The 25,402-nt window shown below is 51.0% G+C and carries 24 protein-coding genes; 10 read left to right on the top strand and 14 right to left on the bottom strand.

Translation table 11 applies throughout. From position 1 onward, the window contains the following. The first annotated feature begins 135 nt into the window (after nucleotides 1-135). The gene (locus HMPREF1153_RS02605) at nucleotides 136-1,254 is read left to right on the top strand and encodes a 5-methyltetrahydropteroyltriglutamate--homocysteine S-methyltransferase (RefSeq protein WP_009645284.1); all 1,119 of its coding nucleotides are present in this window, start codon (nucleotides 136-138) and stop codon (nucleotides 1,252-1,254) included. A 329-nt stretch (nucleotides 1,255-1,583) separates the two neighbouring features. Here the strand turns inward: HMPREF1153_RS02605 and HMPREF1153_RS02600 are convergent, their stop codons facing one another. The 4 genes from HMPREF1153_RS02600 to HMPREF1153_RS02585 form a co-directional block, all read right to left on the bottom strand. Beyond that, the gene (locus HMPREF1153_RS02600; protein WP_009645341.1) at nucleotides 1,584-2,003 is read right to left on the bottom strand and encodes a hypothetical protein; all 420 of its coding nucleotides are present in this window, start codon (nucleotides 2,001-2,003) and stop codon (nucleotides 1,584-1,586) included. Between the two features lie 32 nt (nucleotides 2,004-2,035). After that, complete coding sequence (locus tag HMPREF1153_RS02595; protein WP_009645328.1) at nucleotides 2,036-2,959, bottom strand: HipA domain-containing protein; 924 nt, start codon at nucleotides 2,957-2,959, stop codon at nucleotides 2,036-2,038. 70 nt (nucleotides 2,960-3,029) lie between these two features. Beyond that, nucleotides 3,030-3,173: a hypothetical protein gene (locus HMPREF1153_RS12990; RefSeq protein ID WP_009645336.1), complete on the bottom strand. Its 144-nt coding sequence runs from the start codon at nucleotides 3,171-3,173 to the stop codon at nucleotides 3,030-3,032. 60 nt (nucleotides 3,174-3,233) lie between these two features. After that, nucleotides 3,234-3,458, bottom strand: coding sequence for a hypothetical protein (locus HMPREF1153_RS02585; RefSeq protein ID WP_009645308.1), 225 nt, complete (start codon nucleotides 3,456-3,458; stop codon nucleotides 3,234-3,236). 225 nt (nucleotides 3,459-3,683) lie between these two features. On the opposite strand from HMPREF1153_RS02585, the gene clpX reads away from it, so the two are divergent. Beyond that, nucleotides 3,684-4,976: an ATP-dependent Clp protease ATP-binding subunit ClpX gene (gene clpX / locus HMPREF1153_RS02580; RefSeq protein ID WP_009645325.1), complete on the top strand. Its 1,293-nt coding sequence runs from the start codon at nucleotides 3,684-3,686 to the stop codon at nucleotides 4,974-4,976. Between the two features lie 177 nt (nucleotides 4,977-5,153). Here the strand turns inward: clpX and HMPREF1153_RS02575 are convergent, their stop codons facing one another. The 3 genes from HMPREF1153_RS02575 to HMPREF1153_RS02565 form a co-directional block, all read right to left on the bottom strand. Beyond that, nucleotides 5,154-6,488: a (Fe-S)-binding protein gene (locus HMPREF1153_RS02575; protein WP_009645254.1), complete on the bottom strand. Its 1,335-nt coding sequence runs from the start codon at nucleotides 6,486-6,488 to the stop codon at nucleotides 5,154-5,156. Between the two features lie 3 nt (nucleotides 6,489-6,491). Further along, nucleotides 6,492-7,877, bottom strand: coding sequence for an FAD-binding oxidoreductase (locus HMPREF1153_RS02570; protein WP_009645332.1), 1,386 nt, complete (start codon nucleotides 7,875-7,877; stop codon nucleotides 6,492-6,494). A 316-nt stretch (nucleotides 7,878-8,193) separates the two neighbouring features. Beyond that, nucleotides 8,194-9,522 (bottom strand): ATP-binding protein, encoded by a 1,329-nt coding sequence (locus HMPREF1153_RS02565; protein ID WP_009645269.1) that lies wholly within the window; start codon nucleotides 9,520-9,522, stop codon nucleotides 8,194-8,196. 420 nt (nucleotides 9,523-9,942) lie between these two features. On the opposite strand from HMPREF1153_RS02565, the gene HMPREF1153_RS02560 reads away from it, so the two are divergent. Beyond that, nucleotides 9,943-10,215 (top strand): hypothetical protein, encoded by a 273-nt coding sequence (locus tag HMPREF1153_RS02560; RefSeq protein WP_009645262.1) that lies wholly within the window; start codon nucleotides 9,943-9,945, stop codon nucleotides 10,213-10,215. A 371-nt stretch (nucleotides 10,216-10,586) separates the two neighbouring features. On the opposite strand, the gene cobT is transcribed toward HMPREF1153_RS02560, so the two are convergent. The 6 genes from cobT to HMPREF1153_RS02530 all read right to left on the bottom strand — a co-directional run bounded on the left by cobT (nucleotide 10,587) and on the right by HMPREF1153_RS02530 (nucleotide 16,614). Next, on the bottom strand, nucleotides 10,587-12,626 hold the full coding sequence (gene cobT, locus HMPREF1153_RS02555) for a nicotinate-nucleotide--dimethylbenzimidazole phosphoribosyltransferase (RefSeq protein ID WP_009645358.1): 2,040 nt from the start codon (nucleotides 12,624-12,626) through the stop codon (nucleotides 10,587-10,589). Next, nucleotides 12,623-14,806 carry a Tex family protein gene (locus tag HMPREF1153_RS02550; protein WP_037369550.1) on the bottom strand — a complete coding sequence of 728 codons (2,184 nt, stop codon included), beginning with the start codon at nucleotides 14,804-14,806 and terminating at the stop codon, nucleotides 12,623-12,625. Before HMPREF1153_RS02550 ends, cobT begins: the two co-directional genes overlap by 4 nt. Nucleotides 14,807-14,968: 162 nt before the next feature. Further along, nucleotides 14,969-15,232 (bottom strand): type II toxin-antitoxin system RelE family toxin, encoded by a 264-nt coding sequence (locus HMPREF1153_RS02545; RefSeq protein ID WP_009645246.1) that lies wholly within the window; start codon nucleotides 15,230-15,232, stop codon nucleotides 14,969-14,971. Next, on the bottom strand, nucleotides 15,225-15,458 hold the full coding sequence (locus tag HMPREF1153_RS02540) for a DUF6290 family protein (protein WP_006193303.1): 234 nt from the start codon (nucleotides 15,456-15,458) through the stop codon (nucleotides 15,225-15,227). Before HMPREF1153_RS02540 ends, HMPREF1153_RS02545 begins: the two co-directional genes overlap by 8 nt. Further along, a complete protein-coding gene (locus tag HMPREF1153_RS02535) occupies nucleotides 15,451-15,648 on the bottom strand; it encodes a hypothetical protein (protein WP_006193304.1) in 198 nt (65 codons plus the stop codon). The genes HMPREF1153_RS02540 and HMPREF1153_RS02535 overlap by 8 nt, the downstream gene beginning before the upstream one ends. Before the next feature lie 15 nt (nucleotides 15,649-15,663). Further along, a complete protein-coding gene (locus HMPREF1153_RS02530; RefSeq protein WP_009645346.1) occupies nucleotides 15,664-16,614 on the bottom strand; it encodes a hypothetical protein in 951 nt (316 codons plus the stop codon). Nucleotides 16,615-16,952: 338 nt separating this feature from the next. Between HMPREF1153_RS02530 and HMPREF1153_RS12230 the strand changes: the two genes are divergently transcribed. Then, a complete protein-coding gene (locus HMPREF1153_RS12230) occupies nucleotides 16,953-17,450 on the top strand; it encodes a helix-turn-helix domain-containing protein (protein WP_009645389.1) in 498 nt (165 codons plus the stop codon). 158 nt (nucleotides 17,451-17,608) lie between these two features. On the opposite strand, the gene HMPREF1153_RS02520 is transcribed toward HMPREF1153_RS12230, so the two are convergent. Further along, a complete protein-coding gene (locus tag HMPREF1153_RS02520; protein ID WP_037369543.1) occupies nucleotides 17,609-18,139 on the bottom strand; it encodes a hypothetical protein in 531 nt (176 codons plus the stop codon). 98 nt (nucleotides 18,140-18,237) lie between these two features. Between HMPREF1153_RS02520 and HMPREF1153_RS02515 the strand changes: the two genes are divergently transcribed. The 6 genes from HMPREF1153_RS02515 (at nucleotide 18,238) to HMPREF1153_RS02490 (ending at nucleotide 25,355) form a co-directional block, all read left to right on the top strand. Beyond that, complete coding sequence (locus HMPREF1153_RS02515; RefSeq protein ID WP_232208167.1) at nucleotides 18,238-19,344, top strand: 4Fe-4S dicluster domain-containing protein; 1,107 nt, start codon at nucleotides 18,238-18,240, stop codon at nucleotides 19,342-19,344. Nucleotides 19,345-19,489: 145 nt separating this feature from the next. Beyond that, complete coding sequence (locus HMPREF1153_RS02510; RefSeq protein WP_037369540.1) at nucleotides 19,490-20,323, top strand: polysaccharide biosynthesis/export family protein; 834 nt, start codon at nucleotides 19,490-19,492, stop codon at nucleotides 20,321-20,323. A 26-nt stretch (nucleotides 20,324-20,349) separates the two neighbouring features. Continuing rightward, complete coding sequence (locus HMPREF1153_RS02505) at nucleotides 20,350-21,696, top strand: GumC family protein (RefSeq protein WP_009645402.1); 1,347 nt, start codon at nucleotides 20,350-20,352, stop codon at nucleotides 21,694-21,696. Nucleotides 21,697-21,755: 59 nt separating this feature from the next. After that, entirely contained in the window at nucleotides 21,756-23,189 is a 1,434-nt protein-coding gene (wbaP, locus tag HMPREF1153_RS02500; protein ID WP_009645293.1) for an undecaprenyl-phosphate galactose phosphotransferase WbaP, read from the top strand. Then, nucleotides 23,189-24,307 carry a glycosyltransferase family 4 protein gene (locus HMPREF1153_RS02495; RefSeq protein ID WP_009645276.1) on the top strand — a complete coding sequence of 373 codons (1,119 nt, stop codon included), beginning with the start codon at nucleotides 23,189-23,191 and terminating at the stop codon, nucleotides 24,305-24,307. Before wbaP ends, HMPREF1153_RS02495 begins: the two co-directional genes overlap by 1 nt. 4 nt (nucleotides 24,308-24,311) lie before the next feature. Further along, nucleotides 24,312-25,355, top strand: a complete 1,044-nt coding sequence (locus HMPREF1153_RS02490) for a glycosyltransferase family 2 protein (RefSeq protein ID WP_009645296.1) — start codon at nucleotides 24,312-24,314, stop codon at nucleotides 25,353-25,355. Nucleotides 25,356-25,402 lie beyond the last annotated feature (47 nt).

Here is a 25,402-nt window from a genome sequence, read left to right as displayed (position 1 = left end):
ACCGCCTTGCAAAATGGGCGGACTTGCTCTTACAGGAATAAGGAGAAGGTTGCTAAATATATAAATCCTATTGATTTTCTATAATAAAGGTATTATGATGGAAACATCACTGGGAAATTAGAAGGAGGATTTCTTATGGCAAATGCAAAAAATCGACCGCCGTTCCGTTACGATATCGTGGGCAGTTTCCTACGCCCTGAAGCGCTGAAAGAAAAGCGCGAGGCATTCGCTGCTGGAAAAGCTGCGGCAGAGGAGCTGAAAGAAGCTGAGGATGCGGCGATCCGCGATCTCGTGGCGAAGGAGAAGGAAGTCGGACTCAAGGCGGTGACGGACGGCGAATTCCGCCGTCGCTACTGGCATCTCGACTTTCTCGCCGCCTTGGAGGGCATCGAAGAAGTCGGAGCAGAGCATTGGTCCGTGACGTTCAAGGGAGCACAGCCGAAGGCGGCGACGGTGAAGATCGTGGACAAGGTGGATTTCGGCAATCATCCGTTTATCGAGCACTTCTGCTATCTGCAGTCTCTTGCGGGCGACACGCTCGCGAAGATGACGATCCCTTCGCCGAGCATGCTGCATCTCATCTGCTGTGTGCGTGCGACGGACTATGTGCCGATCGAGCGCTATGAGGACGAAGCGCGTCTTTTCGAGGACATTGCGCTCGCTTATCAGAAGGCCGTTCGTGCCTTCTACGAGGCAGGTTGCCGCTATCTCCAGCTCGACGATACGTCGTGGGGCGAGTTCTGCGACCTCGAGAAGCGCAAGGCATACGAGGCGCGCGGTTTCGATCTCGACAAGATCGAGCGCGCCTATGTGACGATGATCAATCGCGTGCTGGAAGCGAAGCCTGCGGACATGACGATCACGATGCACATCTGCCGCGGCAACTTCCGCTCAACATGGTTCTCCTCGGGCGGTTACGAGCCTGTCGCCGAAATCCTCTTCGGCGGCTGCCATGTCGACGGCTTCTTCCTCGAATACGATTCCGACCGTGCCGGCGGCTTCGAACCCCTGAAGCACATCAAGGATCAGCGCGTCGTGCTCGGCCTCGTGACGTCCAAGACGGCGGATCTTGAGAACAAGGACGACATAAAGAAGCGCATCGAAGAGGCGGCAAAGTTCGTGCCGCTCGATCAGCTCTGCCTTAGCCCGCAGTGCGGCTTCTCTTCGACGGAAGAGGGCAATATCCTGACGGAGGACGATCAGTGGAAAAAACTGCGCCTGATCCGCGAGATCGCCGAAGAGGTCTGGCAGTAAGGGGTCTCGGCTCGATGCATTTCGCTTGATGTTGTTTCTATAAAGATGATATGAAGATAAAAAGCGACGTCTCTCGCCTGCAGTTGACTTTCGTCAGCCAGCCGGGTATTGAAAAGGCGTCGCTTTTTTGTTTATCTATAATGAACAGAACATCCGTATTATCAAATTTTGTCAATTATAGTCGACAAAATTTACAAAATCTTATGGATTGGCGTCTATTCTTGAAGAGCCAAGGCCAGATTCATTGCGCCTTTGAAGATAATAGGCGCTTTGGCGATTGCAAGTTCTGCCATAACCTTCATCATAAGAGCTTCATTTTCATTCATGCTTCATGCTTCATCATAGTATTCCATTGCCCAAATCTTGTACTTCTCAAAACGCGGGAGAAGCTCTTCCTCAATCTGTAAGGAATCAAAAGATTCTCCATTGGAAAAGTATACGTCGGCCAAGCTTTCCTGTATGACCTGATTGTCGCCGTCAGCACGCAGGAGATCGTTGATGGTTTGATTGACGGTCGTACAGAGAAGTCCGTTGCGCATTTCATGTTCCACTGTATCAAAAGAAGGTACGAAATGCTCTCTTGTTCCATCTATGTGCAAGGGCGACTGCACATAGATATGGGCAGCTTCATGAAAGCTGCTCCCATTGGAAAGCCCCAGATAGTCCGCAGCCGTATCGTAGGCAAGGATGCAGGGCGCATCCTTCAGGAGATCGCGCAGGTAGTCGTTGTAGGTGTATATGCGGCTCATCGGATGGCTCCTTTCTTCTCCTGTCGGTCGTTTCAGCGGCTGAAACCGCGACTTTCCGCATCCTCGCTAGCCTGCCGCTCCTGCGCTTTCTTTAATGCCGGAAGCAGCATCTGATTCAGGCGCATGGCGAGGGATTTCTTCATGTAAGTTTTGGAAATATCGGTCATTTCCTCCGTCGCATCAATCAGTGCATCGATGCGAGGCGCGGCGAACTTGATTCTTGGGACGATCTCCAAAATCGACCGATGCAGGTCAGCCGGAGGCGTTTTCAAGATTTCATGGTAGAAGATTCGCTTTCCTTGATGGCGATAGACAGAGCACAAGTTATACTCTTCTATCTTCATCAAATTTTCATCTTTAAGTAGTAAATCCTTTCGCTCGTCCGATGATAATGGAGATAACGATGAGCCACAGTCATATACAGGCGCAGGCTTTATTCTACCTGCTGAATCTTCCAAGAGTCCCCAGTTATCCAGATGGCGATCTGGATTGCCAAGCAAGGCATCAACGACAAACATATTCCAAAAATGTTTTTTTATAGCGAATTTATTTACTGGAAAATCAAAGCGCTCGATAATTTCGTAAACATCTTCAATCGTTGTCGTATATGTTTTGTCGCTTCCTGTATCATGATGCCCAATCTTACTGAACTCTAAAAGACGATTACCATTCTGACAAAAATCTTCGCAAACAACGACGATTTTTTCTTTTCCAGTCACAGGCTCACAATATTTTGCCAAGAATGTATTTTGTGCCGGAATCTGCAAAGCTTGAAATATTTGGCAGCCGATATGCTCCGAAAACTGATTGCCTATATAGCTGACAGAGGTTTTCTTAGAACGTGGCGGTTCGGGAAATTTAACCATATAGATTTTTCCGTCAAAAAGAAGTGTCCTCTTTTTTTCAGAGCCACCATAACGATTAGGACGCCACTTCGCATGTGTCAGATCAACCATCTATCAACCCTCCGAAATATGTCAACATTTCCTCCCGTGTGCCTGATGAAATATCGCCTTCCTTCATGGCCTATTTTGTTTCAGAATAAAGATGGTGCATCGCAACAATCATTCCTATATCATTCTTTTCCTCATGCGCTCGATAAAACTCTTCCATATAGTCGCGAAGAAGTTCTTCGTAATCTTGCGGATTGTACTTATAGACTGCTTCCATGATGAATCCCTCATTTCGCCGAATCGTCCGAGTGATTCGTATGCCATTCTATATAGAATATCAAGCATTCGGAATCAAATCGTCGTAATAGAAAAGTATATCATCGCGGTCTTTGGGAGACAGCATTCCTTCCTTCATCGCCTGTTTCGTGTCGTTGTACATGCGTCGCCATGCGTGTTCCATGAGGAATACGTCTCCCGCCTGCATCGCTTCGGCGAAAAGCGTCATGCTTTCTTCCAGATAGTCGACGTAATCCTTCGGATTGTATTTGATTCGCTGCTCCATTTTGCCGCTCCTTTCTTCGCGTACTTCTCTTTTTTCTTATTATACCACAGACAACGAGCAACAAAACAGCAGCATCATTTGAACGGCACGAATCGGGAAGTTGTAAAATAAATTGACGCAAAGTTTCCCCTTGAAAAAAATCTTCATATCGTTGATAATGAGGAAGACACTTTTTAGGAAGCGCTGAATCTGTCCGCGCTTCTTTTACGTGAAGGGAGAATCATCATGTCTGGACAAGAACCGATCAAGCATACCTGCAGCTTCTGCAAGCGCAAAGTCACGGTGCACGATCAGTACGATATGCCGATCTTTGACCCGAACACGGGATTTGCCATCTGCAAGGACTGCGTCAAGGACATATACAATTTCATCGAGGAGCACGAGGCGGCGAGCGTCGAGAAGGAGAAGCTCGACTTCGCCAGTCAGCTCGACGAGATCCTGAAGAAGAACAAGCCGCATATCATCAAGGCGTATCTCGACGAGTACATCATCAATCAGGACCGTGCGAAGAAGATCCTCTCCGTCGCCGTCTACAACCATTACAAACGCATGAAATACGGCTACATGAACGAGGACGGCACGGACATCGAGAAGTCGAACGTCATCATGCTCGGCCCCTCGGGCTGCGGCAAGACGGCGCTTTTGTCGCACCTGTCGCGCCTCCTCGATATTCCGTTTGCCGTGACGGACGCGTCGAGCCTCACGGAAGCGGGCTTCGTCGGCGCGGATGTCGAGGTCGCCGTTCGCAACCTCTACTATGCGGCGGAAAAGGATATCGAGAAGGCGGAACACGGCATCATCTATCTCGACGAGTTCGACAAGATTGCGCGAAAGTCGGGAGCGAACAACTCGATCACCGCCGATCCCGGGCACGAGGGCGTACAGCAGGCGCTCCTCAAGATGCTCGAAGGCTCTGTCGTCGAGTTCACGGCGCGCGGTCAGAGAAAGCACCCCGAAGCGCCGACGATCAAGGTCGATACGAAGAATATCCTCTTCATCGTCGGTGGTGCCTTCGTCGGCATCGAGGACGTCATAGCCAAGCGTCTCAAGAAGAACGCGGCGGGCATCGGCTTCGGCGCGGAAGTCGAGGGCAAGGAGAAGGATGCGGCGAAACGCTTCGACGAGCTCATTCACAAGGTGCGCCCCGAAGACCTCATGCAGTACGGCATCATTCCTGAGATCATCGGACGTCTGCCCGTCATCTGCACGCTTGAAACGCTCTCCGAGGACGACCTCCTGCGCATTCTGACCGAGCCGAAGGATGCGCCCGTCAAGCAGTATGAAAAGTTGCTCGCGATGGACAATGTCGAGCTGATCTTCGAAGAAGACGCCCTCCGTGCCGTCGCCAAGAAGGCGATTGAGCGGAAGACGGGCGCGAGAAGCCTCAAGGGCATCATCGAGGACACGATGCTCGATGTGATGTTCGAGATCCCCAAATCTGACGAAAAGCGCCGCGTGACGATCACGAAGGGATGTCTGGAAGAAGGAAAAGAGCCGAAGATCGAAGTGATTGGATAGACGATGAGTTTTTTCCTCGTTGAACTTATCGAGGTTGAGAAATTTAGCCATCTTGAATCGCTTGCACACATATAATGAGTATGCTATACTGAACATGGCAGGAATGAAAGAGCAACTTCCATAACATGTACGCGAAAATCCCCCCAAGTCACCACCTTGGGGGGATTCTTCTTATGCTTATGCGATTTCCGTGCGCTTTTTTGCGCCGCGATACGATTCGGCGAGAATCTGGATCGGGTGGTAGACGACCTGCGGCATGTTGTTTTGGACGACGCCGTCCGTGATGTGCATGCGGCAGCTCGGGCAGCTCGTTGCCACGAGGTCTGCGCCCGTCGCCTTGATGTTGTTGCACTTGCGGTCGTTGATCTCACGGCTCATCTCATAGTGCGCCATGCAGAAGGAGCCGCCGGAGCCGCAGCAGCGGTCATGCTCTTTCATCTCAACGAACTCCAAGCCTGGAATGGCCTTCAAGACTTCGCGCGGCTGTTCCGTGATGCCAAGGCCGCGAACCATGTGGCACGGATCGTGCATCGTGACCTTCTTGTTGACGGGCGAGAGGTTGTCCGTGCGGAAGCCTTTCTCAATGAGCAGTTCGCTGATCTCCCGCACTTTCGCCGCCATCTTCTCGGCACGAGGACGCCATTCGGGATCGTCCTTGAGCCATTCGGGATAGTGTTTCAAGGCCTCTACGCAAGAGCCACAGGCGCCGACGATGTAGTCGACGTCGAGAGCTTCGAAGACGCGGATCGTATTGCGTGCGAGCTGGTTCGCGAGGTCGAAGGCGCCCGATACATGAATCGGCGTGCCGCAGCAGTGTTGCTTGGACGGCAGAACGACCTCGATGTCGTTCGCCTTGAGAACGTCGATGACGGCATCGCCCATGTCCGTGTACATGTAGTTGATCGTGCAGCCCGTGAAGAAGGCGACGCGGAACTTGGGGTTCGCCACCTTGATGACCTCGGGATATTGGCTGCGCAGTGGGCGCGAGGCCAAGGGCGGGGTCGCGCGGTTCGGATCCATGCCCGGCATAGGCAGACGCGACTTCACAGCATTCTTGCCAGGCACTTCCTTGAAGGACATCCAGCCGAACATGCCGCCGAGCTTCAGCGCTGCATCGAAGAGTGGGCGGTTCTGCAGGAGACGGAAGACATTCTTCTTGATCGGGTGCAGGCCGCGCGCCTTGACAGCGGCGTTCCTGCCGCGCAGGATCAGCTCGTCAGCCGCGACGCCGCACGGACAGTTCGCCGCGCAGCTCTTGCAGTTCAGGCACATCGCCATGATGTGGTCAAATTCCGCCGAGATGGGAATCTTGCCCGAAAGATATCCCTGCATCAGAGAGATCTTGCCGCGCGCGACCATCTGCTCTTTTTTCGTCTCGCGGTAGATCGGACAGACGGCTTGGCAGTTGCCGCATTTCATGCAGTTCGCCAACGCGTCCTCGATGTCCGCGAGGAGCGATGTGTCCTGCTTGTTTAGGTCTGCCGCCGTAAACTTTTTCGTTTCTTCAGCCATAGGTCAGCACTCTCCAATCAATTTGCCCGGGTTCAGAATGAGATTTGGGTCGAGTGCGCGCTTGATCTGGCGCATGGCCTCCATGCCTTCCTTGCCGTGCTGCAGCTCCATCCAGGGCAGCTTGCCGAGGCCGATGCCGTGCTCGCCCGAGAGCGTGCCGCCGAGCTCGACCGCACCGCGGAAGATGTCGTCCATCGCCTCGTGGACGCGCTTCGTCTCCTCCTCGTCGCGCAGGTCGCAGACGATCGTCGGGTGCATGTTGCCGTCGCCTGCATGACCGAACGTGCCGATCGTGACGTTGTGATCCTTTGCCGCCTTCTTGACGATGGCGAGGAATGCCGGAATCTTGCTTCTCGGCACGGTCGCATCTTCGACGAACGTCGTCGGACGCAGCTTCGCAAGGCACGGAAGCGCCATGCGGCGAGCCGTCCAGAGCTGTTCCTTGTGCTTCGCGTCGCGGGCAAGCGTGACCTCGCGTGCGTTGTTTTCCTTCAGAACCTTCATGACCTTGTCCGCCTCGTCCTCGACGACCACAGGATGACCGTCGACCTCGATGAGGAGGATCGCGTCAGCGTCCGTCGGCAGGCCGACGTGCATGAAGTCCTCGACCGTGCGGATTGTCGCGTTGTCAAGGATTTCGAGCGTCGCAGGGATGATCTTCGCTGCGATGATGCCCGAGACGGCGCGTCCCGCATCCTCGATCGTATCGAAGATCGCGACCATGCTCTTCGTCTTCTCCGGCGCGGGAACGAGCTTCAAGAGAGCCTTCGTGACGACGCCGAGCGTGCCTTCCGAACCCGTGAAGAGCTTCGTCATGTCGTAGCCCGAGACGTCCTTGACGTTCTTGCCGCCCGTATGCAGCACATCGCCGTTCGCGAGGACGACTTCAAGGCCCTGCACATAGTTCTTCGTGATGCCGTACTTGAGGCCGCGCAGACCGCCCGAGTTCTCCGCGATCGTGCCGCCGAGGCTAGCCGTCTTGACCGTGCCCGGATCGGGAGGGTAGATGAGGCCGAACTGTGCGATATGGTCGTTGATGTCCTGCACGACGACGCCCGCCTCGACCTCGGCAATGAGGTTTTCGAGATCGACGTCGATGATCTTATTGAAGCGGAGCATCGAGAGGACGATGCCGCCCTTCAAAGGCGCCGTGCCCGCCGAGAGATTCGTGCCGGAACCGCGCGTGTAGACGGGGATCTTGTGCTCGTTCGCGAACTTCAAGACCTTCGAGACTTCCTCCGTCGTGCCGGGGCTGACGACGACGTCCGGCATGTAGATGTGGCCTGGCGTAGCATCATAGGCGTAGGAGTAAAGTTCCTCTTCTTTCGACTGAACATTATCCGCGCCGACGATTTTCGTCATTTCTTCTACCAGCTGCTGCTTTTCCATTTAGTGTGCACCTCTTTCATGATGGTGTTAATCATAGATAAAAACTATAAGGAGATAAACTTCCTATAATCTAAGTATCGCACATTTTTCGTATTTGTCAATGGAAAATTGCGACTTTTTTCGATAATTCCGATGGTTTTTCTGTGAGAATCCAAGAGGTCAAGCTCAAAGGAAAGAGAATGATTATTTTTTCATATAAGGGCGGCGCATAATATCCATGAAGTGGACGTTTGTGCGTGTAGCTTTCTATGCCACAGGTCGTAATCCCTGTGGATATTGGGCTTGCGGCCTGTCGTACATGTCCCATCGCTGCTTCCTAGAGGAGCGGCGTCATATACATGGGCAGGAGAAAGACATCGTGATCTTTCTGCAGATCTTTCGTATAAATCAGATATTTCTTGGCGATTTGCGCGGAATATTTTTGGCAGAACGCATCCAACGAAGCATGGCTCTTATAGCCGGAGGATTTCACCTCGACCGGGCAGATTTTATTGCCTTGTGCGATGAGAAAATCGACCTCGTAATTCGCTGTTCGCGATGGGTTGGGAAAGGTATGATAGTATAATCCATAGCCGTTGGCCGTCAGCATTTGAGCTGCCATATTCTCATATAGGTATCCGAGATTCGCTGAAAGTTTGTCGCTGAGCAATTTTCGGTAAAGCTCATTCTCGGTGAAGTTTTTGTTTTTGAACATCAGCGTGGTGAAAAGCCCCGTATCGGAAAGGAAAAGCTTGAAACGGGTCAAATCTTTATAGGAAGCCATTTCAGCGGAAGGCAGGCTCGTATGATATGCTGCCAAAACTGCTCGGGAATCGATCAGTTCTGCGATCAGGTTCAGGGAATTTCCAGGGCGCATATGGGGAAGGATATTTGAGACTACATAGCGCGAACTGTTCTTGTTCAGCTGTGCGGGAATTGCGTCGAACAACTGAGACAAACGCCCCGTCGCATCGATTTTATAAAAGTCGTCCTCATAAAGGCGCAAAATATCGCGTTTGACTTGATCGACGGTTTCGAGATCATTGCTTTCCAAGTAGGCGGCGACGGCCTGCGGCATTCCGCCGATCAACATGTACAGGCGAAGGAGGCGCATGAGCCGTCGATGTGCGCCGTCCCCTGCGGGCCGCTGTTTCTGCAGTAAAATTTTAAGCGAGGGAATTGTCGCCTGATCGCCCAATGTCCAGAGGAATTCTTCGAAGTCCATCGGATGCATGAGGACGCGCTGCTCTTCACTCGGAATCAGGATATCCTTGACATTTTTTCGAATGGAGATCAAGGAGCCTGTTTCTATATAGTCATAACGGTGGTCTTTAACAAGAGATTTGATTGCTTGTCTGGCAAGGGGAAAGAGCTGCACCTCATCAAAGATGATCAAGGAACTGCGTTCGACAAGGTGAACGCCAGTTAGGAGCTGCAACTGCAGGAAGAAGTAATCGAGGTCAGAAGTATCCCGAAACAGATCGCGGATCTCTTGTGAGCAAGTCGAAAAGTCAAGGAGGATATAGCTTTCGTATTCCTGTTTGCCGAATTCCTCGACAACCGTTGACTTGCCGACACGCCGTTGCCCCTCGACAAGCAGAGCAGTACGACCATCCTGCTCCGTTTTCCATTTTTTGATCTTTTCATAGATCTTGCGCTGAAACATAAGGATGCTCCTTTCCAGTGCTCGTCCGTCCGGACTGAACAAGGTGATTGTTCCTGCCTACAGCCGATTTTTTGCTACTACATCAAAATAGATAAATTTATTTTAACAAATCTATGCAAAATAGACAAATTTATTTTATATGTTTCATACAAAATAGACGATTCTCTATTGATCCAGCTGTATGCGAAGACGAATTCGGAAGGTATTCTGTCGAAATCTCCTCTGTGTGTCCCTCATATTTCTGCATTTACAAATAGAGGCGCATGGTATATATTTATTGTTGACTTGACCAAGGAAGCAGTATGAAGGATTCGGAGTTGAAACGTTCCCCCCGCGCGTCATGATGGACAGTAAGTCAAGACGGGCACGCTTGAAGCTATCATGAAACAAGCTGGATTGAAATGAAGAGGAGGTGGTGTCATGCGTCATCATGGCGACAAGATTGCGTACTTTCTCATCGCCTTTGCCGTCTGCCTCATCCTCATGGCGCTGTCGACATACAAGACGACACGCATGGCGAACACGATCCTCTATACTTCCGTCGCCATCTCGCTTCTTGCGGAGAACGTCCCGAAGGTCGTGGAGATTCCGCTGCATTACGCGTATCCCGTGAAGTGCATCGAATATTTCATGTTCTTCCTCGCCGTCCTCTGCTTCATCACGGTTCTCCTGCGCCATCTTCATCTGTTTTAGGCAGAAGGGTCGATTCATCCATAAGGATTTGCTGTATAAGGCTTGCTGATGAATCACATGCCGGCTTGCCTACAAAATCAAGCGCCTGCGATTTTGTGGGCGTTATGGAACAATCTGCTGAGGTATGCTATATTTTAATAAGGGAATAGAAAAACCCCCAAGAGTGCAACTTGGGGGTTTTTCGTGTACTGGTTTTGACCATAATAACGTTTACTATGAAAGTCCAAGAAGCCAAGCCGAAGGCGCAGGCTGATTGGGTAACTTTCATTAAGGGCGGCGCACAATGTCCACAAAGTGGACGTTTGTGCGTGTAGCTTGCCATCTATAGTATAGCATATTCGGTTGTCTGTGTGCAAGAGCACTTGTCAAAGTCAGCTTTGCCGTCCTTTTCCGGGACCGTCCGCAGCGACGGCGACGGCGGTTTCGGCGAAGGTCTTCATGTCGTTTTCCATGTGGAGTGCGGCATCGATGAGACGCATGCCGAGCGAGGCCGCGACGCCGCAGCTTGCAGGAAGGGCGAGCGCGAGATAGTCGGACTGAACGTGCAGGAGGTAAGGCTTGAGCGTGGGCGCGAGGGTTTCGGCGAGGTGCGCGACGCTTTCCGTCGCGGAATCGTCGAGGAGGACGAGGCAGCGGCTTTGGGCGGCGGCGCAGAGAGCGCCGAGGAGGGCGGCGGCTTCTCTTTGGAGTGCGGGCGAAAGATTCTGCAGCAGGCCGAGGAGTGTGGCGTCCTCCTTTGCCGGGCGGAATGCCTCGTCACAGCGTGCAGCCTTCTCGCGTGCCATCTCATCCGTCTCTGCGGCAAGCGCGAGCCCGAGGAGCGAGCTGTCTGCGGCAAGCTCCCGCGCGATCTTCTGCCCGAAGGCGAAGGCTTCGGCAGGCTTGCTGTCTTGGTTGAGCAGCGCGAGCGTCACGGGCACTTCGGCGTGCGCGGCGAAGGCGGATATGAGCCGCTTCTGCCGCGCGGAAGGTTCTTTTGCTGCGAAGATGAGCAGCGCTCGCCGCGCACCGAGCGGCGGCCGCGCCTCGCCCGTGACGCCTGCGAGGCGCACGGCCAGTTCTTCGAGCCGTCCGAGGCTGTAGATGGGCTTGGCGAGACTGTCAATGCGCTTTTGGCAGGCGGTCATGGCGATAGTGTCGAGCGCGGGGAACGAAGGCAGAGCGAGGTCGTCGAGCGCATCATCCGCGTCATCGGACATGCTTTTCGACAGGCAGCGATACGACATCGCCTTCATCTCGTCCTGCGCATCTTCTGCTTGCGCCGCATCCGCCGCAGCTTTTCGCCTCCAGACGTGCGCTTCCTTGCCGTCGCTTGCCGCCGCATCTTCTGCGAAGAGGCTTTTTGCAGCTTCGATCGCGGCATCGAGAAAGTCAGCGACGATGGACGATCCCGTCGCTTCGCCGAGGCGAAAGCGCATGTCCATATAAGGTGTGAGGCCGAGCTTCTTGAGAATAGCGGCGTGCGCAGGTTCTGCCGCGAGGTGCGAGGGCAGAAGGTAGCCCGTGACTGCGGGCGCGAGCGCCTCGGCGATCAAGGCTGCCGCGCCCGTGTTGAAGCCGTCGAGGATGACGACGGCTCTTTTTCTCGCCGCACCGAGAATGAGTCCTGCGATGCAGCCAAGCTCGAAGCCGCCGACCTTCTGCAGCACGTCGATGCCGTCGCTCGCGTCGGGGCGGTTGACGGCGAGGATTTGGCGCACGACCTCGATCTTCTTTTTCAGGCGTTCGTCGGAGATGTTCGTGCCGCGCCCCGTCGCCTGCTCGGGCGTAAGACGGCACAGGCAGGCGGCGATCGCTGCGCTCGCCGTCGTATTCGATATGCCCATTTCGCCCGGCAGGAAGCAGCGGCAGCCTTCGGCGGTGAAGTCCTCGGCGAGGCGGATGCCGACGGCGAGCGAGCGGAGCGCTTCCTCGCGCGTCATGGCGGCTCCCTTGGCGGAGTTCTTCGTGCCGTGCGCGATCTTGCGGTCAATGAGCGAAGGGAGCGGCGGCAAAGGCGCCTTGATGCCAAGGTCGGCGACATGAAGATCGCTTCGGGCGAAGTTTGCGAGCGCATTGGCGACTGCGCCCTTGGCGAGCAGGTAGTTCGCTGTCATCTGCGCCGTCGTCTCGGGCGGATAGGCGCTGACCTGCATTTCGGCGACGCCGTGATCGGCGCAGCAGATCAGTGTGCATTTCTTCGGCTTTTCGAGATGCTCCCATGTACTCTTCGTCGCGCACATATAGCGGTCGAGGAGGGCGGCGAGTGCGCCGAGACCGACGCCTTGCGGCAGCTTTTCCTGCAGGGCGCACTGCAGATGTTCGTCTGCTCTATCATCGGGCGGCTCGATGGCGCGAATGGTATCGTGCACGAGGCCGGCGTCGTCCGTCCGGCGCAGATCGCCTCCTAGGGGGGCGACAGTTCGCTTCATATCGCTGCCTCCTTCGGCACCTGCTTCAAGGAGAGGCCGATGCGCCCGCGCTCTTCGTCGACCTTGATGACCATGACGTTTACGATGTCGCCGACGGATACGACGTCGAGCGGATGCTTGACGCGCTTCTTGCTGAGTTCTGAGATGTGGATGAGCCCCGCCGTCTTGATGCCGATGTCGACGAATACGCCGAAGTCCGTGATGTTGCGCACCGTGCCGCGCATGACGGCGCCTACCTTGATGTCGGAGAGCTTGACGATGGACTGGCGCGTCAGGGGTGCGGGCAAGTCCTCGCGCGGGTCGCGCCCCGGCTTCTTGAGCGCGTCGATGATGTCGCGCATGGTCGGAGCGCCTGCCGCGAGTTCCTTGGCAAGCGTTTCGGCATCGGCGAGGCGGAGCTTTGCGCCGAGCGTATCGAGAGCCTTCTTGTCGCCGAGGTCGTCAAGCGAGAAGCCCAGGCGGTCGAGCAGCTTTTCGGCGAGCGCGTAGGATTCAGGATGGACGGGCGTGTTGTCGAGGGGGCTTTTGCCGCCTGCGATGCGCAAAAAGCCCGCGCACTGCGTGAAGGCGGCAGGGCCAAGGCGCGGCACCTTGAGGAGCTGGCGGCGGTTGGCGAAAACGCCGTTTTCGTCGCGCCAGTCGACGATGTTCTTCGCGATCGCCTTCGTGACGCCCGCGATGTGCGAGAGAAGAGTCGCCGAAGCCGTGTTGAGGTTCACGCCGACATGGTTGACGGCGGACTCTACGACGGCGTCGAGCGCGGCGGCAAGCTCCTTTTGGTTCACATCGTGCTGGTACTGGCCGACGCCGATGGCCTGCGGGTCGATCTTCACGAGTTCGGCGAGGGGATCCTGCACGCGCCGCGCGATGGAGACGGCGCCGCGAATCGTCACGTCGTATTCGGGAAGCTCCTCTTTCGCGAGCTTCGAGGCCGAGTAGACGGATGCGCCCGCTTCGTTCGTGATCAGGTAGTGAACGGGCAATTTGTTCTCGCGAATGAGATTCGCCGTGAATTCTTCCGTTTCGTAGGAAGCCGTGCCGTTGCCGATGGAGATGAGCGTCACGCCGTGCTTCTTGATGAGCGCGAGCACCTTTTTTGCCGCTTCGGCGCGGCGCTCTTCGCTCATCGTGAGGTAGAGAACGCCGTGGTCGACGACTTGCCCCGTGGGACTGACGACGGCCATCTTGCAGCCCGTGCGGTAGCCGGGATCGAGTCCCATGACCGTGTGGCCGGCGAGCGGCGCTTCCAAGAGGAGCTGCTTGAGGTTTGCACCGAAGACATGGATCGCCTGTTTTTCGGCGTTTTCTGTCAGAAGAGCGCGAAGCTCGCGCTCCATGGCGGGGAAGAGCAAACGTTTATAGCCGTCCTCGATCGCTGCCTTCAGCGATTCGCGGAAGATGGAATCGCCCTTTGCCAGCCCGTCGAAGATTTCCGCCGCAAGTTTTTCGTGGTCACATTGGAGCGTGACCTTGAGGCAGCCCTTCTTCTCGCCGCGGTTGACGGCGAGGATGCGATGCGAGGGCAGCGTGCGAAGCGGCTCCTTGTAGTCCTGATACATGAGGAAGGTCTGCGCGTCCTCGGCTTCTTCGTCGAGCGCAGTCACGAGTTCTGCCCGCTGCCAAAGCTCCTTGCGCATCTTCTGGCGCAGCGCAGCGCCCTCGGAAACGGTCTCGGCGACGATGTCCATCGCGCCGGAGAGCGCGTCCTCTGCCGTCTCTACGCCCTTCTCCGCATCGATGAACTGCGCGGCGTATTCTTCCACCGTGCCGCTTTTCTCTTCCTGTGCGAGAATCGCGAGCGCCAGCGGCTCAAGCCCCTTTTCCCGCGCGACGCCCGCACGCGTGCGCCGCTTCTGCTTGAAGGGCAGGTAGATGTCTTCCAGCTCCTGCATCTTCAGCGCCCGGTCGAGCGCTTCCTTGATCTCGGGCGTGAGCTTTCCCTGCTCCTCGATGCTCTTTTCGATCTCCTGCTGGCGCTTCACGAGATTTCTGAGGCGCGAAAGCTCGCTCTCGACGGAGCGCACCTGCTCTTCGTCGAGTTCGCCCGTCGCCTCCTTGCGGTAGCGCGAGATGAAGGGCACGGTGTTTCCCTCGTCGAGGAGCGCGATCGTCGCCTCCGCCTGCTTCGCCCGGATGCCCAAAGCGCGCGCAATAGCCGCGCCGATGTTTTCTTCTTTCATGGGAATACCTCTTGTCTTTTGAAAATTGCTTCCTAAAATTATAGCACAAGTTTCCCTTGGATGCTTTTTCTTCTTGTCGTAATATCCACGGAACGGATTTTGCACCTGCTCCCGCCTTCTGAATGGCGACAAAAAAGGCACTGTGCTTCCAGTGCCTTCGTATCACTTGTATATCTTGCTTCTATGACCGATTTCGACTGCGATGACGATCAGCTCGTTGTCACGGATTTCTGCAATCAATCGGAAGTCCGCGACGCGATACCTCCAATACTTTCCGAGGTTTCCAGTGAGAGCCTTCCCGTAGATGCGAGGATTTTCGCAATCGACCAGATTGCTTTTCATCCACTGGATTATGCGATTGCGCGTGCTGTTGTCCAGTTTTTGAAGCGTCTTGTCAAACTTCTTGGTCGTTATCAGTCTATACACTTTTCAGCCCCTCTAAGACTTCGCTGAAAGGCGTCGTCTCAAGCGTGCCGTTTTTGAGATCCTTTTCATACTCGCGTATGATTTCCATGTCGTACTCATCTTCTAGCCTGTCATATATGAGATTTTTCAATGTTGCCGATGACAGCCCTGCCGCATAGAGCGGGGAGATGGCTTCGAGAGCTTTTAGTTCTCCGTCGGTAAAATGCAGGTTCAAAACTTTACCCATGATACCCCATCCCTTTCGTCCGTGGCCCTTCTACTTTTATGCTGAATTCATCTTCCAGTCTCTGAAAGATGAAGCGGCGAACAAGTTCGGCATGAGAACAATCATATTTTTTTGCCAGTCGGTCAATCATCTGATATTCAGCATCTGAAAGGTTCATGCGTATCGGGCTGTGCGCTCTTCTTTTTTTCATAATCGCTCCCTCCCGCTAAAACACCAATAGTTCTATCTCTTCGTTCATTTTTTCCATAACCTCATATAAGGCTGTTAAAAATACTTCTCCATCGGTTCCAACTGGAAGGGCGCACTTTTTCTTGACATTAATTCCAGTAAGACTAACTTCTGACTGATATCCTGGACAAGCTTTTCCTTTCAACTTGCCTCGATTAACAGACCAATTATCACAACATTTTATAAGCCAATCTTTGATTTTAGCAGAGCAGATTCCGTTCTTATCCTTTTTCATCAGAGTTAGAACAATGCGTCCAATATTTGCGTCAGATACTTCATTTGCAAGTGTTGAAAAAGCATCTTGTCGGGGCTGGTTCGGTATAAGCATTTCCAAGCCAATCTCTACAGAGTTAACCCGTTCAAACCCGTTAATTTTATCTATAAATCCTTGATCTATTTTATGATGAAACCGAATTTCCGCAATATCCGTTACAAGCATTCCGGTTTCCTTGAAATACATCAAAAAATAATTAAAATATTCAGCAATCCTTCTTGCGCTTGCAATATTACCCTGATACTCACCAAGGATAAACATACCGTCTTTAAAGCGGAGAGAAAAAGCTGTTTGCATAGTTTCATTTTGTGTTAACTCTTTGGGATTTGACAATCTCTCAAGAGATTCACGATCAAGCAAATATGTATGAATTCCATTTTCTGTACTGATAAAGTAACCTTCTAAAAAGTTTGAAATTATATTATCATTTTGCATATTTTCTAAAGCCATTGTCCAAGGATTATTTTCGTCGCCACGTTTGGTACGTTTTTTTATATCCAACTCTACTATAAGCGAAATAAGCATTTGCACATCTTTACATCGTTTGTCTGACCAATTGGTAGTTCTCCTCTCCTTATCAGCATTCTCTAAAACCAGCTCAGTATAGTATACATAAAAATTCCGATTTTTTGTCTTCGCCTTATAATCAACCATACTATCGGTTTTCCTCCTCGTAGAATATGTTATATAAGCAAGACAACTTTCCTTGCCTACATAAAACCCTTTTAAAACAGAGCCTCCTTCCGTGTTACGGTGTCTTGCTCTGCAACGATTGACGCGACACCGTCTGCGCTTGGACAAGTCCTTGATCGAGGAAGAGGCTGTACATTCTCTCGAACCTTTTGGAAATCGGCTGGATAGATGCGTTCAAATTGTAAGCGTCTTTAGCGAAGATTTAGTTGTAAAATGAAATCGGATACCTAAAAAGGGCAGGCGGGAGCAGCTGTGGTAAAATGTTTTGACAGAAACCTACACCGAAAGGAGGATCCTGCATGTCCAGGAAACATTCTACCACAACTACGCGAAACTTCAAACATCTAACCGCTTATCAAAGAGGTGAAATACAGGCGCTCTTGAAAGAGGGGCTGCCGAAGATGCGAATCGCCCAAAAGGTCGGCATCGTCCGTTCTACCCTCTATGAGGAGCTTAAACGAGGTACAGTAGAGCAGATGAACTCCGATCTCACCAAACGCCGTGAATATTTCGCTTACACGGGGCAACTCATCTATGAGGAACATCGCAAAGTCTGCCGCAAACCATATAAGGTGGATGCCGCATCCAACTTTCTGCGACATATAGAAAAAGTTGTATTGGAGGATAAAATCTCCCCCGATGCAGTTTGCGGCAGGGCGAAACGAATTTCATCCAGCGTTTCTATCGCCTCTCCATATCCGGCATCGACGCTGAGGAGATCAGCTGCAAGGAAGGAGATAAATTCACATAATGGTCGTCATAAACCATGCACGAGCAGGGGTTGTACGAGCACATAAAGGTTTAGAAATATCGACAATCTGATTGATATGATCATGTTCCAGCGTCCTACTATTGATGCTCATTTTCCATGAGAATATAGAGCAGCCCAATAAGTATATCTTACTCACACACTCTGACGATGCCTCTTATTTTATTGCATTCTCATAGACTGTCTCTAAACACTTTCGCTTTCATCTTTCCAAATAAGAAAGGTAAATAAAATGCCGATATTTCGAATACACAAAATACTCGAATAAAACATACCAAAAGCCAAAATGATAGATAAACATATAAGCCAAATAGAAATAACAGCAAGTATCGGTGTCCATTCTTGAATAAACAACAAAAACAAGGCATAAAGCAAAAATATAAATTGTATCAGGACTGCCCATGCAAAATATGCATATATCTGATCCATTTGACGATATCTAGTTTTACGTGCAGACTTCATTATCCGCCTACTCTTCAAGAGTTTAATAAGTACAGAATTGGAATTTGCAAAATAAATAAGACTCGATGCATTCAATGTAGCTTGGAATGTCAACACTGGAAGGCAAGCCTTTGTTAAAGATTTAATATTCATCAAAAAACTTTCAGGACGGCTAAAATAAAGCAAACTGCTAACTAATATGAGAGACGTTAGGACATCAAAAGCCATATGTTTTGTACGTTTCAAATACCAATAGCACGCTATAATCTGCAACATTTTCCTCCCTCCTCCTATATTATATTGCGTCTATATCATGCCGTCAATCTTTGCGATGCGTGCAGGAGTCCTCGAAAAATCCTCTGCATCCTGCTATAATGGAAAAGAAAATTTCTGGAAAGGGGCGCGTCCGATTGGAAAAGATTCGCTTGGCGGTGGCAAGGTGTATCAAGGGGCGCCTGCAGCCGCCGTGCCGCGCGTGCGAGGATGTCTGTCCCGTCGGCGCGTTCCGCTGGGGCGTGCCGCATCCCGATCTCTGTATCGACTGCGGCCTCTGCACGGCCGTCTGTCCGGCCGCCGCCGTCGAGACGCGGCTTGACTATGCGGCGAAGCTGACGGCTGTCGTGGCTGCTGATGCGCCAAGCGTGCGCCTCGCATGCGCGAAAAGCGCGCCGGATTCCGCTCTTCCGTGTCTCGGCTTTCTCACGCGCGGCATTCTCTGGGCGATTGCTTCGCAGAGGGAAGTGCAGCTCGACATTGGCGCTTGCCGCGCGTGCCTGCCTGCCGTTCACGCGCACCTCGCACGCGAGGCTGCCGCCGTCGATGCGGCCCTCGCGGCGGCGGGGCGAGCGCCGCTTCGCTTGCTTGATGCTGAGCCTGCCGCACGCGAGTACAGCCGCCGCGATTTTTTCCGCCGCTTTCGCGATGTGGCGAAGGAGAAGTTCGGTCAGGGAGATGCGGCAGGCGGTGCGGGGGGGAGTGCAGCAGGGGAGCACGACGTTGGGTTTGCCGAGCGTATGGCGTGCGGCACTGCAAGTGCGACGCATGCGGGCACAGCATCGGCAGAGGCGGGTGACGTTTTGCCGCCGGATGCAGCGGGAATGGGGCAAGACTCCATGTTCCCTGCACTCACTCCGTTCTCCGCTCCCGCCTGGGCATTCGCTCATGGCGCACAGCCCGCTGCCGTGCATGCTGACCTCGCGCTCTACAGCGGCTGCAATGCCTGCGGCTTCTGTGCCCGCCTGTGTCCGCACGGAGCGCTGCAGGCAAGTGTCGAGGGTGAGGCCTTCGTGCTCGCTTTCACGCCGCAGCTCTGCACCGCTTGCGGACTCTGCACCGCACGCTGCCCGAAGAGCGCCTTGCGCCTCGCCGCTTCTCCCACCGCCAAGCGCTGGCGCATCCCGCTGCCGCGCTGCAAATCCTGCGGCACACCGTTTCAGCCGATCGGCGCGAGTGCGATCTGCCGCGCTTGCATGGAGGGATGAAGGCAAGATTTTGTCATGCGTAGAAGTATCCTTTTCGCGTTTGGCAAGAGTCATCGGCACAAAGAGCGAATTGATTTTGACACTGCGCCTGAGGTATGGTATTCTAAACGAAATATATGAAATCATCGTGAAGGAGTGTCGGTCTATGAAAAAACGCAACCTGCTCGCTTTGACTGCGGCGCTCGCGCTCAGCAGCAGCGCTGCGTTCGCCGCGTCGTCGGCGCAAGACGCTGCAGCGGAAGCGGCTTCGGCTGCGCCTGTCGCTGTGAAATCTGCTCCTACGCAGTCATATGCGCAACGCACGACTGCATCGAAGGATGAAAAGACAAAAGAGACGGCGGTAACTCCAAGCTACATTGAGGCGCCGGAAGAATTCGAGATTGCTTCCCTTGGGCGTCCGTCGACAGTGCAAAACTATCGACTTTTCAAAGGGGATACGATGCGCATTTTGCCCATCGGCTTCACGGAAGATATAAATATTGAAGAGATTCCAGTTGGTGTCGACGGCTGCGTGCAGCTTCCTTATGTCGGCAGTGTCAAGCTGGAAGGCATGACGCTGGATGAGGCGAAGGAAGCGCTTCTGGAAGCCTTCGGTGAGTACATGCGCATCCCTGATATCTCTATCTTCGTCACGGAATATGGAAAGCGCAAGGTCTACGTCATGGGTGACGTGGAAAAGCCCGGCATTCAGGAGATGGATGCTGACAATATGAATGCCTATGCTGCCCTGGCAAGCGCCGGCAGTTGGACGGATCACGGGCGCAGCACGCGCATCCAAGTTATCCGCGTGCGCGATAATGTGATGTATTACCGTATGTTAAATATGAAGGCCTATGTGAAGAAGCATGACATTACACAAAATGTTTTCCTTGAAGATGGAGATATCGTCTATGTGCCGGCGACAAATGGCGTCAAATTCCAAGAAGATATTTTGCCGTATATCAACGTGTGGGCGCTGTATAAATCTTTGACGGACTAAATTCGTGGACTAGGAGAGAAACTGCAATGGAACAAAATGAGGACGCGATTGATCTCTCGAAGCTTTTTCGTATCATGGCTGCGCGTTGGAAGGTCATGACAACGCTCGTGTTCGTGTGCACGGCGGTGGCGGTAATGATTGCTTTTGTGTTACCGAAGGAGTATGAGTCTACCACGCTGGTGCAGACGCGAAACTCCAGTAAGATTGATGTTTCAGGCGCTGCCGCCGCGATGGCGATGCTGGGGGTAGGTAGCGGATCTGTGTCGTCGCCGACGATGAATTACATAGAGTTGATGAAGACGCGTACGGTACTTGAACCTATTATTGACAGCATGTCTTTTGAAGATGGCAAGAAGCCGGATGCGAAAGCTTTTGCAAAAAACTATCTTGATATTAAAAACACCAAGGGAACGAATCTTATTGAGGTTACTGCGCGAGGGAAAAATCCAGAAGAGGCACAGATGATCTCGCAAGCTGTCGTTGACAACTTTCTCCTCATGCAGACAGACATGAACCAGGAGACGCAGTCCTTGCTTGTGAAGTTCCTTGACAAGCGCATTGCGGAAAGCAAGCAGGAGTCGGAAGAGGCCGAGCAGAAGCTGGCAGCCTTCAGCAAGGAGCATAAGATATACAGCCCCGATGAACAGGTCAAGGCAGCGATTGAACAACTGGCTGTCTTTGACAAGGCGATCAGTGAAGCCGAGGTGCAGCAGAAGTCCGCACAAGCAGAATTTGATGCGGCCGAAGCGAAACTTTCGGAACAGAAGATGAGGAGCAGAGCATATAATATTTCTGATAACACGGTCGTACAGAAAATCCGAGATCAGATTGTTGCGAAGCAGGTGGAACTCGTGGGTCTTGAGCAGCGCTATACCGACAAGCATCCAGACGTGCAGAAGGCGAAGAGCGAATTGCAGCAACTGCAGGGAAGTCTCAATGCAGAGGTTGCCGCGAGTGTTGACTCAAATGCCGCGACGCTCAATCCGACGCAGTCAGAGCTTTTGAAAAGGTATGCTTTGGCGGCCGTTAAAGCTTCTGTCGCAGAGGCTGAGGCGAGTGAACTCAAGGAACTTCGCAGCAAAAAGGAAAAAAATATTGGGGATATGCCCAATGACGTTTTGGAATATATGGCACTTGAACGCGATGTGAAGATTAAGGGAGAAGTTTACCTGAATCTTGTTAAGCAGAGCGAGCAGAGCAAGATTCAAGAGGCGATGGACAGCATGGATATCCAGATTGTCGATCCGGCGAACCTGCCAGATGTGGATAAGCCTGTCGCACCGCGAAAGAAATTGATTACTGCGATCGGCTTTGTAATCGGCGTGCTTCTATCTATGGGATATGGACTGTTCATGTATAGACGGACGGCATAGTTTTAAGTGGAGGCTTACGTGGCAATCTGCTGATAGAAATGAAGAGGGGGTCGACAAGTATGCAATATCAATTGCCAGCAACTGTTCGACGAATATGCGCCCCTCTTCTTTTTGTGATTTTTGACTATATCGCCATTTTGCTTGCAGAGAAGGTTGCTTTTGGCCTGCATGATCTCTATGGTCTCTTTGTAGGGGATTCTTATCATATTGCAAATGCCTATGTATTCTTCTGGATCCCTTTGCTTTTTATTGCGTTCCTTGGCATGGCGCAGACCTATACGAAGATGCAGCCAATCCTTGAGACGGTGCGGCAGATTTTCTACGCAGTTCTTTATGCGCTTGTTACATGCATCATCGTGCTTTATTTCATGCAGGCGAGTCTTTTGGCATCGAGACTTTATGTCGTCCTATTTGCCTGTCTGGTGTTGTTCAACGTATATGCCGTTCGCTATGTATGGTTGAAGATTCTTAAGATGACAAATATGCTGACAAGACCCATCATTTTAATCGGTGCAGGGAAAACCGCAGAGCAGGTATTGCGTTCTTTTGAACAGGATTTGGGTTATCGCTATAGAGTGGTCGGAATTCTCGATGATGCGCCTGTTTCAGATGAGTTGCCTCGGAAGTTTCTTTTGCTTGGAACTTTAGAAAAAGCATCAGAAATTATACACGAGTCTGGGGTCAAGACTGTTGTGATTACGGTTCCTGGGATGGAGAAGAACCGACTTAAGCGTCTTTTGGAAGGTATACAGCCTTATGTAAGAGATATCATCTTTGTGCCTGACCTTGTCGGAGTTCCTCTTTACAATGTAGAAGCGCAGACTCTATTCAACGAACAGATTATGCTGCTTTCGTTGCGCAATAATCTCGCTAGGCGAAGGAATAAGCTGATCAAGCGCTTTTTTGACGTTATTGTTGGGAGCATATTGTGTATCCCGATTATTCCTATCATTGCTGCGATTTCTCTATGTATCAAACTTGATTCAAAAGGATCGGTATTCTTTAATGCGCAACGTATTGGGAAAAGAGGGAAGACGTTTACTTGTTATAAATTTCGCTCCATGCATCTTGACTCTCAGAGGATTTTAGAAGAGTATCTTGCAAGATATCCTGAAGCAAAGAGAGAGTGGGATACGTTTGCTAAACTGCGTGATTATGATCCGCGCGTTACAAGGATTGGTAAATGGATTCGTAAGTATAGCTTGGATGAACTTCCTCAGATTTTAAATGTCATCAAGGGCGATATGAGTCTGGTGGGGCCACGCCCATATCTTCCGCGTGAGAAGGAAGATATGGGAGAATATCTTCCGACAATTACACTCACTGTCCCAGGAATTACGGGCTTTTGGCAGACTAGCGGACGAAATGATGTGAGCTTTGCAGGACGTGTCGCTATGGATACGTGGTATGTGAGGAATTGGTCGATCTGGTTGGATTTGATGTATCTGTTCAAGACGGCGAAGATTGTTTTTACAGGAAAAGGGGCATATTGATGCGAGTTGCCATAGTGTGCGATTGGCTTGTTGTTTACGCTGGAGCGGAGAGGGTTCTGGAACAGATTCTGAAAATCTATCCGGATGCCGATTTGTTTTGCCTTGTTGACTTTCTGCCGGAAGAACAACGTGCTTTTATTATGAATAAATCGACACAGACTAGCTTTATTCAACATCTTCCGTGTGCAAAAAAGAAATATCGCTCATATTTGCCACTGATGCCACTTGCTATTGAGCAACTGGATGTCAGCCCGTATGATTTAGTTATTTCCAGTTCTCATGCAGTGGCAAAGGGGGTTCTTACGGGTCCAGATCAATTACACATTTCGTATGTTCACTCCCCTATTCGTTACGCATGGGATTTGCAGCATCAATATTTGCAGGAAGCGAATTTGACGCGAGGAATAAAGGGGTGGATGGCAAAGGTAATTCTTCATTATATGCGCCTATGGGATTATCGCACGGCGAATGGGGTGGATCATTTCATTGCGAATTCTAAATTCATTGCAAGACGCATCAAGAAAGTCTATGGCAGGGATGCTGCAGTCGTTTATCCTCCGGTAGATATCGAAGCTTATGAACTTTGTGAGAAAAAAGAGGACTTTTATTTGACCGCATCACGGATGGTTCCCTATAAGAAAGTAAAACTCATAGTTGAAGCATTCAATGGAATGCCGGATAAAAAACTGTTAGTTATTGGTGATGGGCCTGAATATGGAAAAATAAAAGAAATTGCGAAAGGCAATATTACCTTGATGGGATATCAACCATTTGCTGTACTTAAAGAAAAAATGCAAAAGGCAAAAGCCTTTGTTTTTGCTGCGGAGGAAGATTTTGGAATTACACCTGTCGAAGCGCAGGCGTGTGGAACTCCTGTGATTGCTTACGGTAAGGGTGGAGCGTTGGAAACAATCTGTGGGCAGGAATGTGAAGAGCAGACGGGGATATTTTTTTATACGCAGGAGAAAGATGCAATAGTAGATGCTGTATCCTGCTTTGAAAATTCTGTAGCGAAATTTCTTCCACGATTTTGTAGAAAAAATGCAGAGAGATTTTCGATCGAGGTTTTTATAGAGAATATGAAGACTTACATTAACGGAAAAATATCAAGGAGCTGAAGTTGTGGAAATTAAAGTGAGCATTATAATACCTGTTTATAATGTGAAACCGTTTATGGAAAAGTCGTTTTCGTCCATAATGAATCAGACATATAAGAACATTGAAATCATTGTCGTTGACGATGGTTCAACCGATGGGTCTGGAGAGATTTGTGAGCAATTTGCCGAGATGGATTCTAGAATACAGGTCTATCATAAAAAGAATGGTGGGTTGTCTTCGGCTCGGAATCATGGATTGCGCTATGTTACAGGTGAGCTTTTGATGTTCTTTGATCCTGATGATTGGCTGGATCTTGATTGTATTTCGTTATGCGTAAAAGAGATACAGAGGCAAGGCGTGGATTGTGTTTTGTTTCCCTATATTCGTGAATTTAAGAATTGCAGTAAGGTTAATTTCATATTGGGAAAAGTGAGCTGTAATATAAAAAAGAAAGATATTTCCCAAAAAATATTTGGTCCGTTGGGTGAGAGTGTTAATTATCCGCAAAATATGGATGATTTGAATATGGCTTGTGGTAAGATATATTATTCAAAGTTTGTAAAAGGTATGCAATTTTTGCCTAAAACGTTTATTGGTCCGGCTGAGGATTTGGCTTTCAATGCAGAGCTGTTTCTAAGAATGGAATCATTTTTCTATATATCATCCACATTTTATCATTATAATAAAATGAATGAGAACGCTATTACTGTGACATATGATGGCAATATGCTTTCGACGCAACGAAACGTTTATCTCCACTTGAGTCGCTTGATTCAAGAATATATGCTAGATGATACCTATTCGCAGGCCTTGTCGAATCGTAAATTGCTTGGTTTTTTTGTATTGGGGATTAATATTGTACGATCCTCACGTAGCTTTTGCCAAAAATATATAGATATGAGGAATTTGCTTTGTAGCATGGAGATACAGCAACGGTTTTCTGATATTAATTTTAGCAAGTTTAATAGAAAATGGAGATTTATATGGAGATTGTGTCAGCATAAGCAATCCTTCGCAGTATTATTGCTTTTTTTGTGTGCAGATCGTTTAAAGGCCTATTTAAAATGATTTCACAAAGGAATGAATTGGAGTATGCGAATAGAAAGTAGACTTTT

The organism is Selenomonas sp. CM52 (genome assembly GCF_000292955.1).
In the GTDB taxonomy this organism is placed as follows: Bacteria; Bacillota; Negativicutes; order Selenomonadales; family Selenomonadaceae; genus Selenomonas.
This window is presented reverse-complemented; position numbering and strand designations above follow the sequence as displayed.

Coding starts and splice junctions, on each gene's coding strand:
- HMPREF1153_RS02605 (WP_009645284.1), top strand. CDS start 136: ATGGCAAATGCAAAAAATCGACCGCCGTTCCGTTACGATATCGTGGGC.
- HMPREF1153_RS02600 (WP_009645341.1), bottom strand. CDS start 2,003: ATGAGCCGCATATACACCTACAACGACTACCTGCGCGATCTCCTGAAG.
- HMPREF1153_RS02595 (WP_009645328.1), bottom strand. CDS start 2,959: ATGGTTGATCTGACACATGCGAAGTGGCGTCCTAATCGTTATGGTGGC.
- HMPREF1153_RS12990 (WP_009645336.1), bottom strand. CDS start 3,173: ATGGAAGCAGTCTATAAGTACAATCCGCAAGATTACGAAGAACTTCTT.
- HMPREF1153_RS02585 (WP_009645308.1), bottom strand. CDS start 3,458: ATGGAGCAGCGAATCAAATACAATCCGAAGGATTACGTCGACTATCTG.
- clpX (WP_009645325.1), top strand. CDS start 3,684: ATGTCTGGACAAGAACCGATCAAGCATACCTGCAGCTTCTGCAAGCGC.
- HMPREF1153_RS02575 (WP_009645254.1), bottom strand. CDS start 6,488: ATGGCTGAAGAAACGAAAAAGTTTACGGCGGCAGACCTAAACAAGCAG.
- HMPREF1153_RS02570 (WP_009645332.1), bottom strand. CDS start 7,877: ATGGAAAAGCAGCAGCTGGTAGAAGAAATGACGAAAATCGTCGGCGCG.
- HMPREF1153_RS02565 (WP_009645269.1), bottom strand. CDS start 9,522: ATGTTTCAGCGCAAGATCTATGAAAAGATCAAAAAATGGAAAACGGAG.
- HMPREF1153_RS02560 (WP_009645262.1), top strand. CDS start 9,943: ATGCGTCATCATGGCGACAAGATTGCGTACTTTCTCATCGCCTTTGCC.
- cobT (WP_009645358.1), bottom strand. CDS start 12,626: ATGAAGCGAACTGTCGCCCCCCTAGGAGGCGATCTGCGCCGGACGGAC.
- HMPREF1153_RS02550 (WP_037369550.1), bottom strand. CDS start 14,806: ATGAAAGAAGAAAACATCGGCGCGGCTATTGCGCGCGCTTTGGGCATC.
- HMPREF1153_RS02540 (WP_006193303.1), bottom strand. CDS start 15,458: ATGGGTAAAGTTTTGAACCTGCATTTTACCGACGGAGAACTAAAAGCT.
- HMPREF1153_RS02535 (WP_006193304.1), bottom strand. CDS start 15,648: ATGAAAAAAAGAAGAGCGCACAGCCCGATACGCATGAACCTTTCAGAT.
- HMPREF1153_RS02530 (WP_009645346.1), bottom strand. CDS start 16,614: ATGGTTGATTATAAGGCGAAGACAAAAAATCGGAATTTTTATGTATAC.
- HMPREF1153_RS12230 (WP_009645389.1), top strand. CDS start 16,953: ATGTCCAGGAAACATTCTACCACAACTACGCGAAACTTCAAACATCTA.
- HMPREF1153_RS02520 (WP_037369543.1), bottom strand. CDS start 18,139: ATGTTGCAGATTATAGCGTGCTATTGGTATTTGAAACGTACAAAACAT.
- HMPREF1153_RS02515 (WP_232208167.1), top strand. CDS start 18,238: ATGGAAAAGAAAATTTCTGGAAAGGGGCGCGTCCGATTGGAAAAGATT.
- HMPREF1153_RS02510 (WP_037369540.1), top strand. CDS start 19,490: ATGAAAAAACGCAACCTGCTCGCTTTGACTGCGGCGCTCGCGCTCAGC.
- HMPREF1153_RS02505 (WP_009645402.1), top strand. CDS start 20,350: ATGGAACAAAATGAGGACGCGATTGATCTCTCGAAGCTTTTTCGTATC.
- wbaP (WP_009645293.1), top strand. CDS start 21,756: ATGCAATATCAATTGCCAGCAACTGTTCGACGAATATGCGCCCCTCTT.
- HMPREF1153_RS02495 (WP_009645276.1), top strand. CDS start 23,189: ATGCGAGTTGCCATAGTGTGCGATTGGCTTGTTGTTTACGCTGGAGCG.